The sequence below is a fragment of the Neorhizobium sp. USDA 3394 genome, assembly GCF_056280385.1.
Window position 1 is genome coordinate 975,174 of sequence record NZ_JBWCDU010000001.1, and the last position, 15,830, is coordinate 991,003.

Consider the following 15,830-nt stretch of genomic DNA (forward strand, 5'->3'; position numbering starts at 1 on the left):
CGCCGCCCTTTTCTTTGTCCGGGAGAAGTTGTGACTGCCGCTGCTCCCGCTATTCCCACGGTGCTTTTCCCTCGCTAATCATAATCAACAGCCATACTGGCTTGATAAAATTGGGAGCGGGGATTGCATGGCAGAGGTCAGATCCGACATCGAAATCGCCCGTGCCGCGAAGAAGAAGCCGATCGTCGAGATCGGCGCTAAGCTCGGGATTCCCGTCGAGGCGCTTGCTCCCTATGGCCATGACAAGGCGAAGGTCGGGGCCGATTTCATCTCTTCCCTTTCGGGAAAGAAGGACGGGAAGCTGATCCTCGTCACCGCCATCAACCCGACACCGGCGGGCGAGGGCAAGACGACCACCACCGTCGGCCTCGGAGACGGGCTGAACCGCATCGGCAAAAAGGCCATCATCTGTGTGCGCGAACCTTCGCTCGGGCCGTGTTTCGGGGTCAAGGGCGGGGCGGCCGGCGGCGGGTATTCGCAGGTGATCCCGATGGAAGACATCAACCTGCATTTCACCGGCGATTTCCACGCCATCACGTCTGCCCACAACCTGCTGTCGACGATGATCGACAACCATATCTACTGGGGCAATGCCGAGAACATGGATACCCGGCGGATCAGCTGGCGGCGGGTGATGGACATGAACGACCGGGCGCTGCGCCAGACGGTCGTCTCGCTCGGCGGCGTCGCCAACGGTTTTCCGCGCGAGAGCGGTTTCGATATCACCGTCGCCTCGGAAGTGATGGCGATCCTGTGCCTGGCGGCCGACCTCAAGGACCTCGAACGACGCCTCGGCGACATCGTCATCGGTTATCGGTTCGACCGCTCGCCCGTCTTTGCCCGCGATCTCAAGGCCGACAAGGCGATGACGGTGCTCCTGAAAGACGCCATGCAGCCGAACCTGGTGCAGACGCTCGAAAACAATCCGGCCTTCGTGCATGGCGGGCCGTTCGCCAATATCGCCCATGGCTGCAATTCGGTGATCGCCACCCGCACGGCGCTCAAGCTCGGCGACTATGTGGTGACGGAAGCGGGTTTCGGGGCGGATCTCGGGGCCGAAAAGTTCTTCGACATCAAGTGCCGCAAGGCGGGGCTGAAGCCGGATGCGGCCGTCATCGTCGCCACCGTGCGGGCGCTGAAGATGAACGGCGGGGTGAAAAAAGAGGATCTCGGCCGCGAGAATGTCGAGGCGCTGAAGCGCGGCGCATCCAATCTCGGCCGCCATATCGCCAATGTGCGAAAATTCGGCGTGCCGGTCGTCGTCGCCATCAACCATTTCACCTCGGATACGGAGGACGAGATTGCCGCCGTCAAGGACTACGCGGCACGGCACGGGGCGGACGGCATCGTCTGCCGGCATTGGGCGGAAGGGTCTGCCGGCATCGAGGAGCTCGCTCTCAAGGTGGTCGAGCTTGCCGAGGGCGGCCAGGCAAAATTCCAGCCGCTCTATCCCGATCACCTGCCGCTTCTCGAAAAGATCGAGATCATCGCCTCGAAGATCTACCACGCCGGCGAAGTCACCACCGACCGGGGCGTGCGCGACCAGCTGAAGGCCTGGGAGGAGCAGGGTTACGGCGACCTGCCGATCTGCATCGCCAAGACGCAATATTCCTTCTCGACCGACCCCGCCCTGCGTGGCGCGCCGGAGGGCCACATCGTGCATGTGCGCGAAGTCAGGCTTTCCGCCGGTGCCGGCTTCGTCGTCGCGATCACCGGCGAGATCATGACCATGCCCGGCCTGCCGCGCGTGCCGTCTGCGGAGCGAATCTTCCTGAACGAGGACGGTTTCGTGGAGGGGCTGTTCTGAGGGCTTGAGCGCCCGAACCGGCTTGTGTTAAAGCTCCGTCCGTCGAAAAAGGCAGGGCCGGATATGGTAAGCACGGCCCCTTCCGCAAGGAAGCTCTGATCCTTCGGTCCACCGTTGAGAACCCGCGACGAGAAACGGTACATCCCGTGCCGCTCTCGGCGGATTCTCGTGGCCTGTTCCGCGTCGCGTTCCGCCGGGTAACCTTGCGAGAAAAACGATGCGTATGAACCATATCGATATCCACGTGTCTGACGTTGCGGCAACCAGCGCCTTCCTCGTCCGTCATTTCGGCCTGACTCAGCGTGAGATGCGTGGCACGAACGGCTTGGCCATCCTGGCAGACGATGCGGGCCTCGAAATCGTCGTCAGCCGGCCGGTCGAAAAATTCGGCGGCGCCGAACAGCACGCGCTGGGGGTCGTCACCTACCATCTCGGTTTCATCCAGCCGGAGCGAGCCGACGTCGACAGGCTCTACCGGGAGCTCAAGGCGGGCGATGCCGAACTGGTGGGGGAGCCGCGCGAGATGCGCGGCGGGTATCTGTTCTATTGCCTGGCGCCCGGCCGGGTGATGATTGAGGTGGGCTGGCGAGAATGAAGGTATCGCCTGCCCGGGCTGTCCGGGCGGGCTTTCCATTGCAGAGAGTTTTATGCGCGCAGTTGGGATGAGGTCGTTGCCAGCTTCAGAAGCGCTATGAACAGATGAGTGCCGCGCTCGAATTCCGGCCCGACGCCATGTGTGTGCTTGATCCCGTCCATCGCGGCGGCGATCAGGGCCGCCAGAGCTGCGGGCTGGCTTCCCACAGCGGTCAGGTCAATTTCTCGATTCTTGTCCGCTTCGGCCAATGCTTTCGTCAGCAAGTCCAGCAGCCTCGTTCGTGTGTCAGCCGTGATGTCGCGAGCCAGCTCCATATTGGCCGCAAACAGTTCTTCAGCATTGTCGCTCCCGCCGAACGGAGCGATCAATCCATCCTGAAAGGCGAGCACGGCGGTCGAAATGCGGTCGAAAATGGTTCCTGGCCGACCAAGCGTTTTCGCGACATCATTCATGGTCTGGGAATGGGCACGTATCGACCCGGCGCGGAACAGCTCTTCCTTGCTGTTGAAGCAAAGATAGAGTGAGGCGCGCGATATTCCGGCCGCACGGGCAATATCGGCCATCGTTGTCTTTCGAAAACCGAAACGGATGAACACGGGAAGTGCCGCATCCAGGATCTGAGCCGATTTGGAGTCGATTTCGTACATTTAGACAGATTGACATTTTTTGTCTTTTCCGTCAAAAGTCAATTGGACATATTTTGTCTGTATGTCCAATTGACTTAAATTTCCCGGGAGCCGACATGAACGAAGAAGAGCGTATTCGTGACGCGGAGCGCGCCAGACTGCGCGCCTTGGTGAGTGCCGATATCGTTACCGCGCAGCGCCATCACGCGCCGGATTTCCAGTTGATCACGCCGATCGGCGTTGCCCTGTCGCGAGAACAATATCTCGGCGCGATTGCGGCAGGGCAACTTAAATACCTTGCCTGGGAGCCGGAGGAGATCGCAGTACGCGCTTATGGTTCTGCGGCCGTCATCCGCTATCGCTCGCAGCTCGAGGTCATCTTCGGTGGGCATCATCTACCTCTCAGCGGCTACTGGCACACCGACAGCTATGAGTATCAGGACGACCGCTGGGTCGCCGTCTGGTCGCAGGCGACGGCTGTTAACCGGGAATTCGAATGACCTAGCTCAGGCCGTTGGGGCATTCAACGACAGTACCGATACCCATCCTTCCGCTCCAACACGTCCAGGTGCAGATGGTTCTGGTGGGCGGCGTCGCTGCCCGGTGACAGGACGGTGGTGAAGTGGAGGCAGGCGCCGGCGGTCGCCGTGCGCTGGAAGGCGCCTTCCATCGTGGAGTCCTCGGTCCGCGGCTTCATCTCCAGCTTCTCGCCGTTGTCGAGCTTGAAGGCGGCGACGTCGAAAGCGTTGCCTCGGGCGTGTTCGGAAATCTTGCCCGTCGAGGCGCTGTTGCGCAGGCGGCAGGCATAGGTGGAGCCGGGCACGAGGCCGGTGATTTTGCGGCCCGGCATGGCGATGTTGAGAGCCGGCTGGACCGTGTCCTTCAGCCAGTGCGCCATCGAGACCGCCGTCTTGCAGCGCATCGTGGCGCCGCCCAGCGAGACGCCGGGCAGGACCTCGGTGACGTCGATCGGGCTTTCGATGCCGCAGCCATTGCCGTCGTCGATCGGATCGTTCGGCTCGAACTTGGCGCCGAGCGAGGTGAGATCGGCAAGGCAGGCCTTCAGCTCCTCGGGGTCTTCCTTGACGAGCGGCGGCGGGGGCGGCGGGGGCGGAGCTTCTGCCTTCTGCTCGTCCGGTTGCTTGCCGTCTTCCTTGGCGCCCGGGGCGTCCGCCTTGGTTTCGTTCGGTTTGGCCTCTTCCGGCTTGGCTGCATCCTGTTCCGGTGCCGCCGCCTGGTCGGGTTTGTCCGTGGGCTGTGCATCGGCAGGCGCGGTGCCCGGTTTCGGCAATGGCGTTGGAACTTCTGCCTGATGTGCCGATTCTAAGGCCGTGCCGGGCTGCTCGACGACAGGCGGGCTTGCGGGCGGGCTTTGAGGGTTCTCGCCCGGCCGGTTCTGCGCCACAGGTGGCGGGGCCTCCTGAACGACCGGCTTGTCGGCGGTGTTGTCCGCCTGCTGAGGTGCTTCAGCCGGCTTCCCCGCTTCTCCGACCGGTTTAGGGATCGGCAGGGGAACGTTTGTCAGCGCGGGTGGTAGCGGAACTGCACCGCGTGCCTGCGATCGTGGAGACGCGCGGCGACGCGGTGCACGTTCACGCGATCCGTCGTCCAGAAGGCGGGTCAGGAAGTTTACCTCCACGACGCCCGCCGGGACGCCGGAATGTTGCGCCTGCGGTATCGGTCTTTCGGGCGGCAATCCGGCCCCAATGATCAAGGGCAGGCCTGCCAGAATTGCGATCCACGAATGCTGCATGCCGTATCCTTCTCGGATGGGTTTCTTCGACCCTTGAGGGACGATAAACGCCGCTCGCCGGTTTTGGTCGCATCGGAGCGCCAGAATTCTGTTTGCGGGTCATGGAAATTCGCTTGCGCGGTTCAAAAACCCCAGCTAACAATTCGGCCCATGATGAACTCGATGAACATCGCTAACTGGTGGCCGGCTCGCTCAACGCGGCCTTGACCAGTCATGTCCATCGACAAGACCACAAGCCGCCCGGAACCCGAGGCGGCTTTTTTGTTATCCGCCGCAGGGACCCGGGCAAAGACATTGGAGAGGCAGGACAATGGTAACGATCATTCGGGATGACGGTTCGGAGGTTTACGAGACGAGGGGCGGGATTGCGGTCAGCCGGCAGCGGCGCGCCGCACCCTATGCGGATGCGATCTCCTCCTATGTCGACAGGCTCGACGAACGGCGCGGCGCGGTGTTCTCCTCCAACTACGAATATCCGGGCCGCTACACCCGCTGGGACACGGCGATCGCCGATCCGCCGCTCGGGATTTCCTCGAATGGCCGCAAGGTGTGGATCGAGGCCTTCAACGGCCGCGGCGAGGTGCTGCTCGGTTTCGTTGCCGATAAACTGAAGACCGTGGCCGACCTGACGCTCGGGGCGCGGACGGACCGCCGCCTCGACCTCACCGTCAACGAGCCGACCCGTGTCTTCACCGAGGAAGAGCGCTCGAAGATGCCGACGGTGTTTTCCGTGCTGCGGGCGATCGTCGACCTGTTCCATTCGGAGGCGGATTCGGCAATCGGCTTGTTCGGCGCCTTCGGCTACGACCTCGCCTTCCAGTTCGATGCGATCAAGCTTTCGATGCAGCGGCCGGAAGACCAGCGCGACATGGTGCTGTTCCTGCCCGACGAAATCCTTGTCGTCGACCATCATGCCGCCAAAGCCTGGATCGACCGTTACGACTTTTCCAAGGACGGGGTGACGACAGAAGGCAAGGACCAGGAGATCGCGCCCGATCCGTTCCAGCGCACCGATACGATCCCGCCGAAGGGCGACCATCGGCCGGGCGAATATGCGGCCCTCGTCACAAAGGCGAAAGAGAGTTTTCGGCGCGGCGACCTGTTCGAAGTGGTGCCGGGCCAGAAGTTCATGGAACGCTGCGACTCGAAGCCTTCGGAAATCTCCAACCGGCTGAAGGCGATCAATCCGTCGCCCTATTCCTTCTTCATCAATCTCGGCCACCAGGAATATCTGGTCGGCGCTTCGCCGGAAATGTTCGTGCGGGTGTCGGGCCGGCGCATCGAGACCTGCCCGATTTCCGGCACGATCAAGCGTGGTGAAGATCCGATCGCCGACTCGGAACAGATCCTCAAGCTCTTGAATTCCAAGAAGGATGAGTCCGAACTGACGATGTGTTCGGATGTCGACCGCAACGACAAAAGCCGCGTCTGCGAGCCGGGTTCAGTGAAGGTGATCGGCCGCCGGCAGATCGAGATGTATTCGCGGCTCATCCACACCGTCGACCATATCGAAGGGCGCCTCAGGCCAGACATGGACGCGTTCGACGGTTTTCTCAGCCATGCCTGGGCCGTCACCGTCACCGGTGCGCCAAAACTTTGGGCGATGCGGTTCATCGAGAACCACGAGAAGAGCCCGCGCGCCTGGTATGGCGGGGCGATCGGCATGGTCGGCTTCAACGGCGACATGAATACCGGGCTGACGTTGCGCACCATCCGCATCAAGGACGGCATTGCCGAAGTGCGTGCCGGCGCGACGCTGCTCAACGACAGCGATCCAAACGAGGAAGAGGCTGAAACCGAACTGAAGGCGTCCGCCATGCTGACAGCGATCCGTGATGCAAGGGCCGGCAATGCGGCCAAGGTCGGCCGCGACGTGGCGCGGGTAGGGCAGGGGGTGAAAATCCTGCTCGTCGACCACGAGGATAGTTTCGTCCATACGCTTGCCAACTATTTCCGCCAGACCGGCGCCACCGTCTCGACCGTGCGTACGCCGGTGCCGGAAGAAGTGTTCGACCGTTTCGATCCGGACCTCGTCGTGCTGTCGCCCGGTCCCGGCAATCCGAAGGATTTCGACTGCAAGGCGACGATCAAGATGGCCCGCTCTAAAGGCCTGCCGATCTTCGGTGTCTGCCTCGGCCTGCAGGCGCTCGCCGAGGCCTATGGCGGGGAGTTGAGGCATCTGGCGGTGCCGATGCACGGCAAGCCGTCGCGCATCCGTGTCCTGGAGCCGGGCATCGTGTTCTCGGGGCTCGCGAAGGAAGTGACCGTCGGGCGCTACCATTCGATCTTCGCCGATCCGAAGACGCTGCATCCGGATTTCATGATCACCGCCGAAAGTGAGGACGGCACGATCATGGGCATCGAGCACGTCAAGGAGCCGGTGGCGGCCGTGCAGTTCCACCCGGAATCGATCATGACGCTCGGCGGCGACGCCGGCATGCGGATGATCGAGAACGTCGTCGCGCATCTGTCGCGGCGGGCGAAGACCCAGGCGGCGTAAATGTTGTCCGAAGCCATCCCGATCGAATCCATCCGCGAGGAGCATGTCGAGAGCTTTCACAGGGCTCTCGACACGGTCTCGCGCGAGCGAAAGTACCTGAGCTTCCTGGAGGCGCCGCCGCTTGAAGACGTGCGGCCCTTCGTGCTCGACAACATCGAGAACGGCCATCCGCAGGTCGTTGCCGTTGTTGGCGGGGAGGTGGTCGGCTGGTGCGACATCCGCCGGCATCCGCGTCCGATCCATGCCCATTGCGGCACGCTCGGCATGGGTATCATCCCCGGTTACCGCGACAAGGGGCTCGGCACGCGGCTGATCCGCGCTGCGGTCGGGCAGGCCCGCGAACGCGGCTTCCACCGCGTCGAGCTGCATGTGCACGCGGACAATCTGCGTGCCATCGCACTCTACGAAAAGGTCGGTTTCGTGCGCGAGGGCGTGGCGCGGGATGCGGTGAAGATCGACGGTCGGTATATCGACAGTATCAGCATGGCGGTGGTCTTCGGGTAGGTGGACTGCAGGCTGACGGCACCTCAAGGAGAGGCGGACGTGGCCGCCGCGATACCCTCCGACAAGGCCGGATTCTGCCAGCCGGCCCTTTGACAAACTCGCTCATCTGCGCCATATGCAGCTCATCCGAAACCGCCGCAGCGAGACCATCTCGCTGCGGCGGTTTCGCCGTTTTGGGCCTTCGGTCCTGCAAATCATTCGCACGCGCAAAAAGGAAGACATCGTGGCGAGGGAAGTCAAAATCGTCGAGCGGCTGGCCTTCTGGGGCATGCCGGTGTCGCTCGGCGTCATGTCCTTGAAGATGCTGGCGTGGTGGGTGACGGGTTCCGTCGCGCTGCTGTCGGACGGGCTGGAATCCTTCGTCAACGTCGCTGCCGCCTTCATCGCCTATTTCGTCATCCGCTATGCGCAGCGGCCGGCCGACCACGACCACCAGTTCGGCCATCACAAGGCGGAATATATGTCGGCGGTGGTCGAGGGCGGGCTGATCATCGTCGCGGCGATCCTGATCATCGGCGAAGCCTGGGACGGGCTTTGGGCGCCGAGACTTCCGGATGCGCCGGTGCTCGGCCTTGCGATCAACGGGCTTGCGGCGGTCATCAACGCATTCTGGGCAACAACCCTGATCCGGGTCGGCACCGCCCATTATTCGCCGGCGATGGCGGCCGACGGCCAGCACATCATGTCCGACGTGGTCACCTCGGCCGGGGTCTTCGCCGGCCTCATCCTGGCCATTGCCACAGGGTATGCGATCCTCGACCCGGTGCTCGCCATCCTGGTCGCGATCAACATTCTCTGGCAGGGCTACAAGATGATCATCCATTCCATCGGGGGGCTGATGGACCGGGCGCTGGAGCCGGACGAGGAGGCGGCGGTGCGCGAGGCGATCGCCACCCATTCGGTCGGCGCGCTCGGTGTCCATGATCTCAAGTCGCGCCGGGCCGGGGCCGCGGCCTTCATCGATTTCCATCTCGTCGTGCCGGCCGACATGAGCGTCGAACAGGCGCATGTGATCTGCGACCGCTTGGAAGATGCGATCAAAGGGATTATTGCGGGCGCCACATTGGCGATCCATGTGGAGCCGGAAAGCGAAAATCCGCATGGACGGAAGGTCGAATTCGAAGGAACAGGCAAATGACGATGACTGATGTCAGCGGGCTCTCGCAGCTCGGATCCCAGGTGGAGGCTCCGCAGAGCCCGGAAACCGCGGTGCTGGAAAAGGTGCCGAACGGCAACCAGGGCACCGATTACGTGGTGCGCTTCACGGCGCCGGAATTCACCTCTCTCTGCCCGATGACCGGCCAGCCGGACTTCGCGCATATCGTCATCGACTATATTCCGGACGGGTTCCTGGTGGAGTCGAAGTCGCTGAAGCTGTTCCTGCATTCGTTCCGGAACCACGGCGCGTTCCACGAGGACTGCTCGATCTACATTGCAAAGCGGATCGTCGACCTGCTCGCCCCGAAGTGGCTCAGGATCGGTGCCTACTGGTATCCGCGCGGCGGCATCCCGATCGACGTGTTCTGGCAGACGGGCGAGGCTCCGGCCGGCGTATGGCTACCGGAGCAGGGGGTTGCGACGTACCGGGGACGTGGGTAGCGGGAGGCCACTCCCCAACACCTCCCACAAGGGGAGGTGTCGCCCCACTCACACGTCCATCGAATCGTCGCTGCCGATATCGCTGTTGTCGAAATCCGCCTGGTCGTCGGAAAAATCGTCGTCGACGTAATCGGCCTGTTGCCAGCCGTCGTTCGAGCCGGACTTGTCGGCGGCATCATTGCTGTTGGCGGGGGCATTGCCATCCGAGGCCTGGCGGATCGCGTCATCCCCGAAATAATTGTTGTTGATGACGGTTTCCTCGGCCGGGGCGTTGCCGCTGCCGGACGGGTTCGCACCGGCAAGAGGCGAGCCCAAGCCCAGCGACGACATATGGCTGCCAAAGATGCCCGACAGTGAATTGGCGAGCAGCATGCCGCCCGCGACGCCGGCTGCAGTTCCCAAAGCGCCGCGCAGGAAGCCGCCGCCGGCCGACGGAACGGACGTCTGGCCACTCCAGGGGGCGGCGGAGGGCGGAGGTGCACGATAACCGTCGTCATAATCGCTGCCGGTGCGGTAACTCTGACGTGGGGCGGCACCCCACGGCCCGGATTGGGGACCTGCCTGGGGACCGGGACCGGTCCGGAGAGCCCGCTGCGGGGCCGCAGGCTGCTGGGCCTGGCCGCTGCCGAAGATCGAGTTCAGGAACCCGCCGCTCTGTTCGGCGCGGTGATGTTCGCTTGTCTCCGCTTCGAGTTGGTGGACGCGGTCTTCCAGTTCCTTGATATGGTTGGCGGCAGCTTCCAGGCCCTTTTCCTGCACGATCACGGCCTGGGCCAGATAGTAGGTGGCGTAGGGCTGTTCGCGGGTTGCCTGGTCTATCAAGGTCTCCGCATCTCGGTCGCGCGGGGTTGCGGCGGCGGTGCGGATGCGGTCGAAAAGGGCGGTCAGAAGCTGGCGTTCTTCCGGTGACATGTTTGCCTCCTTGCGGGCGTTTGCCGTCACCAGGAAGGTAAGCAGGGATTCCGGCATTTCAAAGCCGGAATCCCTTACATTTCGGTAATCTTCGGGCTCAGCCGAAGGCCAGCGACAGGCCGAGAAGTGCTGTTCCTGCGCCGAGGATACGGGCGATATAAGGGCTGAATCGGGCGATGCCGAGGCCGAGCGCGATGCCGGCTGCATGGAGCAAGGCGGTGGCGATCATAAATCCGGTGCCGAACTGCAACGCGCCTGCCGAGCCGAGTTCGCCTCCATGGGCGTGGCCGTGGAACAATGCGAAGACGCCGACGATGGCCGCGGCTGCCGAAACCGGCAGTTTGACCGCGGTTGCGACGAGCAGGCCAAGGCCGATCACCGAGGCGAGGATTGCCGGTTCGACGAAGGGAAGGCCTGCGCCGCCGAGCGCGAGCAGGAAGCCGCCGGCCATTGTGCCGACGAAGGCCAGGGGGATTATCCACAGGGCATTGCGGCTGCTGCCGCTCGCGATCTGTGCCGCCCACAGGCCAACGGCGACCATGACCAGGATATGGTCGGCGCCCAAAAGCGGATGGGAGAAACCGGCGAGAAACGAACCGTGCTCCGCCGGATCGAGATGCGCGAAGGCGGGTGCGGTGGCGGCGGCAAGAATGGCGGCGGTGAGCGAAAGGCGTTTCAGCATTTGGGTCCCCTGGAAATTATGTGCATGTGGAATGGCATCGGAGGATAGGCAAGCGCCTGATGGCTGTCCATCGGCAATTACCGCGGCAGGAGGCTCGGTACTACGTCATTCACCTTAGTCCGTGGAAGGTGCCGTCTTAGACTCTGCGCTCCATTGTTTTACGGCGGCGAACACATTATGTCCGGTATATGAATCTGATGCAGGAGACTCTCAGCGTGCTCGACGACGAAGACGACAAGGACGACAAGACCAAGGAACTGCCGCTCGGCAAGGAAACGGAAGCGAATCTTTTCAAGTCGCGTTCGATCTTCATCTATGGAACGATTACCCAGGAACTGGCGCAGAAGGTCAATACGCAGCTCGTGGCGCTTGCCGCCGCCAGCGATGACGACATCCGCGTCTATGTGAGCTCGCCCGGCGGCCACGTGGAATCGGGCGACTCGATCCATGACATGATCAGGTTCATCAAGCCGAAGGTCTGGATGATCGGTACGGGCTGGGTCGCATCGGCCGGCGCGTTGATCTACGTGTCCGTTCCGAAGGAGCGCCGTATCTGCTTGCCGAACACCCGCTTCCTGCTTCATCAACCGTCCGGCGGCACCCGCGGCATGGCGTCCGACATCGAGATCCAGGCCCGCGAAATCATCAAGATGAACGAGCGGCTGAACAGGATCTTTGCGGAAGCAACCGGCCAGTCGGTCGAAAAGATCGCCAAGGACACCGATCGCGACTACTGGCTGTCCGCCGAGGAAGCCAAGACTTACGGTCTGGTCTCGCGGATCGTGACGTCGCAGAGCGAAATCTGATCGCTCGATCCATTTGAATTGAAAAGCCCCGCCGGTGGAAGCCGGCGGGGCTTTTTGCTTGTGTGCAGGCACAGTAGCGCGGATGGCTGCCTGCGGTTCAGGCGACCTGCGCACGCCAGGCAATAACGCCTTCCGTGCGGGCGCGGACGTCGGGAGCGGCAAGGCAGGTGGCGGCGGCCTCGTAACCGGGGGCGCCGGGAACAGGCGCGACGCGGCTCGGCGGGCTGTGGTTGGCGGGGCAGAGGATGATCGCCTCGTCCGGTCCGACGGCGCCGAGATCGAGGATCGCCGAGGAGCGGGTCATGATGAAGAGCGGACGGGCGCCGGGACCGCGATTGCGCAGATAGACGGAGACTGCTTCCTGCGATGGCTGGTCCAGGCCCTGTTCGATCATGTCGATGACCGGGATGCCGGCCGGGTCGGCTTCGATGGCGACCAGGAGGGCGGTGAGGGCATGCGTTGCCGTAGCGCCCTCGTCGACAAGCCAGGCGAGCGATTGCTCGACGCGTAGCTTCAGCGCCGGATCGGTTTCCATTCGTGCCCGGGCTTCAGCAGCATCGTTGGTGGCGCGATCGAGATCCACGAAGATCGCGCCCGGAAGATGTTCGGCGATCGCTCTTGAGAACCGGGTCTTGCCGCTGCCGAGCGGGCCGATGATGTAGTTGATCGGCTTTAAGTCCCTAAGCTCGAAGCGTTCGCCGCCCCAGGGCCAGGGAAGGTCGAACGCTGCGACGATCTCGGCCGCCGGACGCGTCAGGCGCGTCAACTCGTGCATCCGGGGCGGCTCGCCGCCGGCAAGGCTCGAGCGCAGGCTGCGGACTTTTTCGACCGTCTCGGCGATCCTGCGGGCCTCCGTTTCGAGCCTCGCCTGATGGGCGGCCAGTGCTGGAGCAAGGTCCTGCGCCTCGCCTTTCAGCACCCGCGCCACCTGTGCCAGGCTGAGGCCAAGGGCTCGCAATGCGGCGATTTCGCCGGCGCGGGCCATTTCAGCCGGGCCGTAGGTTCGCCATCCGGCCGCGGTGCGCACGGGGGCGATCAGGCCGCGCTGCTCATAGAGACGCAGCGCCTTCGGGGATATGCCGAGCAGTTCGGCGGCGTCGGACGGGGTTCAGGTAGTGTGCGGAAGAACTCAAGGAATCACCTCGTGGGTTGTTGACCGCTCCTCCTATCGGGGCAGCCCCAGGGGCCGGGTCAACATCTGTTTTGCGAGGCACGTTTTTTTTCGAGGGCGGTTCGCTCGCTCAGTCGGCCCGCGCCGCCGGTGGCGTCAACCACGTATGATTGCCTGCCCGCCAGTCTGTCGCAAAAGTGATGAACTCGTTGGCCGGCATGGGCTTGGCGAAGACGTATCCCTGCAAGGTCTGGCAGCCGAGGCTGCGCAGGATGTCCACATGCGCTGCCGTCTCCACCCCTTCGGCGACGATCTCGATACCCTGGGAACGGCCGATCTCGATGATCGAGGCGACCAGCCGGCGCTGCGAGCCGGCGGCTTCGAGCGGAGCAATCAGCTTGCGGTCGATTTTCAGCCGCTTCGGCCCGAGTTCGAGGAGGCTGATGATCGAGGCATGGCCGGTGCCGAAATCGTCTATTTCGATATCGATTCCGAGCGCCTTGAGGTCGAGAATGGCGGATCTCAGTTCCTTGTCCTGATCTTCGAAGGAGATCGATTCGAGAAGTTCGAACGAAAGGGTTCCGGGCGCGATCGGCAGTTCGGCCAGCCGTTTGAACAGCCTCCCGTCCTTCAGGCGCTGTGCCGAGATGTTGACGGAGAGATGCGGGATGTCGAGCCCGAGGGCGCGCCATCTCGTATGCTGGAAAAGCGCCTTTTCGAGAATGATCGCATCGATATCGGCCGACCGGTGCAAGCTCTCGGCGATCGCCAGGAAACTGGCCGGCGCCAGCAGGCCGCGTTTGGGATGCTGCCATCGCGCTAGCGCCTCGACACCGACGATGGCGAGCGAATGCGCATCGAACTGGGGCTGGAAAAAGGGGATGATCTGGTCGCCTTCGAGCGCGCTCAGGAACTCGTCGGACAGGCGCTTGCGCAGCACGACCGCCGAGCGCAGTTCCTTGGAGAAAACCTCGACGCGGTTGCGGCCGCGTTTCTTGGCTTCATAGAGGGCGATATCGGCGTTGATCAGCAGCTGGCTCAGTTCCTCGCCAACCTCGGTCTGGCAGGCGATCCCGGCGCTGCAGCCGATGCGACATTCATGTCCGTCGATGTCGATCGGGCGGGCAAGGCTGTTGACGATCGACTGGGCGAGATATTCGGCCCGGCGCTGCGGTTCCGCGCCCCCGGTCACGACGACGAATTCGTCTCCGCCGATGCGCGAGGCGAACTCGTCGTGGTCGATCAGTTCGAGCAGGCGGGACGTGGCGACCTTGAGGACCGCGTCGCCCGCCGCGTGGCCGAGCGTGTCGTTGACCTCCTTGAAGCGGTCGAGATCGATATGGATGAATGCCAGCCGGTGGCCCGCCGCCTGGTTCTCTCCAGCGGTCATGAACTGGTCGAGGAAGCGGCGGTTCGGCAGGCCCGTCAGGGCGTCGTGCAGCGACTGATGTTCAAGCGTGCGCCTTGCCGAACGCAATTCGTCGTTCTGCAATTCTGCCTTCGTCTGCGCCAGCCGCAGTTCGGAATGCAGCGTAAGGTCCCGGGTGACGTCCCAGTTGGCGCCGACCACCCGCTTGACGCCTCCCGCGGTCCGGTAGGTGGCGCCGTGCGCACGGATGTGACGGATCTCCCCGCCGCGGGAGACGACGCGAAACTCGGTACGGTAGCCCGTTTCATCCTTGAGCGCCTTGCGGAAGCAGGTTTCGGCGGCTTCCGTGTCGTCGGGATGCAGCGCATCGCGCCAGTCCGTGTATTCGAGGACTTCGCTGTCCGGCGGCGCGTCGTAGAGCTCGCGCATGCGCTGATCCCAGATCAGCGTGTCGGTCGAAGGTTCATATTCCCAGACGCCGACGCCCGATGCCTGAAGCGCCAGTTCGAGGCGCTGAGACAGCGTCTCCAGCTGCTCTTCGCGCTGCTGCAGCGTGAGGATGTTGCGGTGGCGCTGTTTCATCAACAGGCCGGCCCAAAAGAGCGGGGCGGCGATGCAGAAGGCGATCAGAAGGGCGGTGATCCGGAAGCTGAACATGTCCGGCGGCGAACCCTGCCATCCGTCCTTCGGGACCGCGGCAAGGTACCAGGTGTCGTAACCGAGCTCGATCCTCGATTTGACGGGATCCTGCGAGAATATGGCCCAATTTCCCAGGAAGACATCGCTGCCGCCGGGAATGGGCCGTTGCGAAATTGCGATGTCGAGCCCTTGGCGCTGAGTATTGACGTTGCTGTCCGCGTAGAGCCTGTCGAGGTCGATGACCGCCGAGACGACGCCCCAGAACCGGCCGTTGGCAAGCGAGAAGACCGGATAGCGGGCAATCAGCCCCCGCCCGCCCTGAACCAGATTGACCGGGCCGGTGATGACGAGCGTCCGCCGCTCCACAGCCCTCATCACGGCGTCCCGCTGCAGCTCGTTGGTGCGGTAGTCGAGGCCGAGGGCCTTCTTGTTCGCCTCTTCGGGGTAGACGAGGCCGACCACCAGATCCTTGGCGGCGACCACGTTGCGCAGCTGCGACGGAACGTCGAAAACCCGCTCCGAAAGCGCGGTGAATTGCGGCTGGTTGATATTCGGGTTGGCGGCAATGGCGGCCACCAGCCCGTAGATCAGGTTGACGTTGCCGTGAATGTTGGTCTCAAGGCTTGCTGCGACCCTGGCCAGTTGCTCGGCTGCCTTGACCTGCTGCGCCACATGGTACTGCGCGCGCTTCTCGATATCGGCGCGGACTACCCCGACCAGCAGGCCGGCAACAGCCAGGATGGCCGGGAAGAAATAGCCGAGGCCGAAGAACTGAAGACCAGACGATTTCGATTTCGAGATGAAGGGCAGCGAGGTCATGGAGATTTCCGATGGTATCCCCCACTGTCGCCGACAAAATTTAAGATTATCTAATTTATCTTCGTATTGGTTAGATTTGGCGCAGATTGCGACGATCCAAGGACCGAC

14 protein-coding genes are annotated in these 15,830 nt (G+C 63.1%); 8 read left to right on the forward strand and 6 right to left on the reverse strand.

The window, feature by feature from the left end:
- Nucleotides 1–127 precede the first annotated feature (127 nt).
- Both ACZ9EJ_RS04535 and ACZ9EJ_RS04540 read left to right on the forward strand, forming a co-directional pair.
- Nucleotides 128–1,807: a formate--tetrahydrofolate ligase gene (locus ACZ9EJ_RS04535; protein ID WP_046638974.1), complete on the forward strand. Its 1,680-nt coding sequence runs from the start codon at nucleotides 128–130 to the stop codon at nucleotides 1,805–1,807.
- A gap of 217 nt (nucleotides 1,808–2,024) precedes the next feature.
- Nucleotides 2,025–2,402 (forward strand): VOC family protein, encoded by a 378-nt coding sequence (locus ACZ9EJ_RS04540; RefSeq protein ID WP_046638975.1) that lies wholly within the window; start codon nucleotides 2,025–2,027, stop codon nucleotides 2,400–2,402.
- 50 nt (nucleotides 2,403–2,452) lie between these two features.
- On the opposite strand, the gene ACZ9EJ_RS04545 is transcribed toward ACZ9EJ_RS04540, so the two are convergent.
- The gene (locus tag ACZ9EJ_RS04545) at nucleotides 2,453–3,049 is read right to left on the reverse strand and encodes a TetR/AcrR family transcriptional regulator (RefSeq protein ID WP_046638976.1); all 597 of its coding nucleotides are present in this window, start codon (nucleotides 3,047–3,049) and stop codon (nucleotides 2,453–2,455) included.
- A gap of 95 nt (nucleotides 3,050–3,144) precedes the next feature.
- On the opposite strand from ACZ9EJ_RS04545, the gene ACZ9EJ_RS04550 reads away from it, so the two are divergent.
- Nucleotides 3,145–3,528 (forward strand): nuclear transport factor 2 family protein, encoded by a 384-nt coding sequence (locus ACZ9EJ_RS04550; RefSeq protein WP_046638977.1) that lies wholly within the window; start codon nucleotides 3,145–3,147, stop codon nucleotides 3,526–3,528.
- Between the two features lie 23 nt (nucleotides 3,529–3,551).
- Here the strand turns inward: ACZ9EJ_RS04550 and ACZ9EJ_RS04555 are convergent, their stop codons facing one another.
- Nucleotides 3,552–4,781, reverse strand: coding sequence for an extensin-like domain-containing protein (locus ACZ9EJ_RS04555; RefSeq protein WP_080955646.1), 1,230 nt, complete (start codon nucleotides 4,779–4,781; stop codon nucleotides 3,552–3,554).
- A gap of 310 nt (nucleotides 4,782–5,091) precedes the next feature.
- Here ACZ9EJ_RS04555 and ACZ9EJ_RS04560 point away from each other — a divergent pair, with 310 nt between their 5' ends.
- From ACZ9EJ_RS04560 to queF, 4 genes are all read left to right on the forward strand, one after another.
- Nucleotides 5,092–7,281 (forward strand): anthranilate synthase, encoded by a 2,190-nt coding sequence (locus ACZ9EJ_RS04560; RefSeq protein WP_046638978.1) that lies wholly within the window; start codon nucleotides 5,092–5,094, stop codon nucleotides 7,279–7,281.
- Entirely contained in the window at nucleotides 7,282–7,785 is a 504-nt protein-coding gene (locus tag ACZ9EJ_RS04565; RefSeq protein ID WP_046638979.1) for a GNAT family N-acetyltransferase, read from the forward strand.
- Between the two features lie 268 nt (nucleotides 7,786–8,053).
- Entirely contained in the window at nucleotides 8,054–8,923 is an 870-nt protein-coding gene (locus tag ACZ9EJ_RS04570) for a cation diffusion facilitator family transporter (RefSeq protein ID WP_255743090.1), read from the forward strand.
- Entirely contained in the window at nucleotides 8,920–9,384 is a 465-nt protein-coding gene (gene queF / locus ACZ9EJ_RS04575; protein ID WP_037076427.1) for a preQ(1) synthase, read from the forward strand. The genes ACZ9EJ_RS04570 and queF overlap by 4 nt, the downstream gene beginning before the upstream one ends.
- A gap of 48 nt (nucleotides 9,385–9,432) precedes the next feature.
- Here the strand turns inward: queF and ACZ9EJ_RS04580 are convergent, their stop codons facing one another.
- Both ACZ9EJ_RS04580 and ACZ9EJ_RS04585 read right to left on the reverse strand, forming a co-directional pair.
- The gene (locus tag ACZ9EJ_RS04580; RefSeq protein ID WP_046639290.1) at nucleotides 9,433–10,296 is read right to left on the reverse strand and encodes a DUF2076 domain-containing protein; all 864 of its coding nucleotides are present in this window, start codon (nucleotides 10,294–10,296) and stop codon (nucleotides 9,433–9,435) included.
- Between the two features lie 97 nt (nucleotides 10,297–10,393).
- The gene (locus ACZ9EJ_RS04585; protein ID WP_046638980.1) at nucleotides 10,394–10,978 is read right to left on the reverse strand and encodes a HupE/UreJ family protein; all 585 of its coding nucleotides are present in this window, start codon (nucleotides 10,976–10,978) and stop codon (nucleotides 10,394–10,396) included.
- A gap of 215 nt (nucleotides 10,979–11,193) precedes the next feature.
- Here ACZ9EJ_RS04585 and ACZ9EJ_RS04590 point away from each other — a divergent pair, with 215 nt between their 5' ends.
- The gene (locus ACZ9EJ_RS04590) at nucleotides 11,194–11,784 is read left to right on the forward strand and encodes an ATP-dependent Clp protease proteolytic subunit (RefSeq protein WP_244447884.1); all 591 of its coding nucleotides are present in this window, start codon (nucleotides 11,194–11,196) and stop codon (nucleotides 11,782–11,784) included.
- A 97-nt stretch (nucleotides 11,785–11,881) separates the two neighbouring features.
- Here ACZ9EJ_RS04590 and ACZ9EJ_RS04595 read toward each other — a convergent pair whose 3' ends face one another.
- Both ACZ9EJ_RS04595 and ACZ9EJ_RS04600 read right to left on the reverse strand, forming a co-directional pair.
- Entirely contained in the window at nucleotides 11,882–12,871 is a 990-nt protein-coding gene (locus tag ACZ9EJ_RS04595; protein ID WP_046638981.1) for a MerR family transcriptional regulator, read from the reverse strand.
- A gap of 154 nt (nucleotides 12,872–13,025) precedes the next feature.
- Nucleotides 13,026–15,722, reverse strand: a complete 2,697-nt coding sequence (locus ACZ9EJ_RS04600; protein WP_052764525.1) for a bifunctional diguanylate cyclase/phosphodiesterase — start codon at nucleotides 15,720–15,722, stop codon at nucleotides 13,026–13,028.
- Nucleotides 15,723–15,830 lie beyond the last annotated feature (108 nt).

What these genes read in the sequence shown, in the direction of transcription:
- ACZ9EJ_RS04535 (WP_046638974.1), top strand. Translation starts at nt 128, where the DNA reads ATGGCAGAGGTCAGATCCGACATCGAAATCGCCCGTGCCGCGAAGAAG.
- ACZ9EJ_RS04540 (WP_046638975.1), top strand. Translation starts at nt 2,025, where the DNA reads ATGCGTATGAACCATATCGATATCCACGTGTCTGACGTTGCGGCAACC.
- ACZ9EJ_RS04545 (WP_046638976.1), bottom strand. Translation starts at nt 3,049, where the DNA reads ATGTACGAAATCGACTCCAAATCGGCTCAGATCCTGGATGCGGCACTT.
- ACZ9EJ_RS04550 (WP_046638977.1), top strand. Translation starts at nt 3,145, where the DNA reads ATGAACGAAGAAGAGCGTATTCGTGACGCGGAGCGCGCCAGACTGCGC.
- ACZ9EJ_RS04555 (WP_080955646.1), bottom strand. Translation starts at nt 4,781, where the DNA reads ATGCAGCATTCGTGGATCGCAATTCTGGCAGGCCTGCCCTTGATCATT.
- ACZ9EJ_RS04560 (WP_046638978.1), top strand. Translation starts at nt 5,092, where the DNA reads ATGGTAACGATCATTCGGGATGACGGTTCGGAGGTTTACGAGACGAGG.
- ACZ9EJ_RS04565 (WP_046638979.1), top strand. Translation starts at nt 7,282, where the DNA reads ATGTTGTCCGAAGCCATCCCGATCGAATCCATCCGCGAGGAGCATGTC.
- ACZ9EJ_RS04570 (WP_255743090.1), top strand. Translation starts at nt 8,054, where the DNA reads ATGCCGGTGTCGCTCGGCGTCATGTCCTTGAAGATGCTGGCGTGGTGG.
- queF (WP_037076427.1), top strand. Translation starts at nt 8,920, where the DNA reads ATGACGATGACTGATGTCAGCGGGCTCTCGCAGCTCGGATCCCAGGTG.
- ACZ9EJ_RS04580 (WP_046639290.1), bottom strand. Translation starts at nt 10,296, where the DNA reads ATGTCACCGGAAGAACGCCAGCTTCTGACCGCCCTTTTCGACCGCATC.
- ACZ9EJ_RS04585 (WP_046638980.1), bottom strand. Translation starts at nt 10,978, where the DNA reads ATGCTGAAACGCCTTTCGCTCACCGCCGCCATTCTTGCCGCCGCCACC.
- ACZ9EJ_RS04600 (WP_052764525.1), bottom strand. Translation starts at nt 15,722, where the DNA reads ATGACCTCGCTGCCCTTCATCTCGAAATCGAAATCGTCTGGTCTTCAG.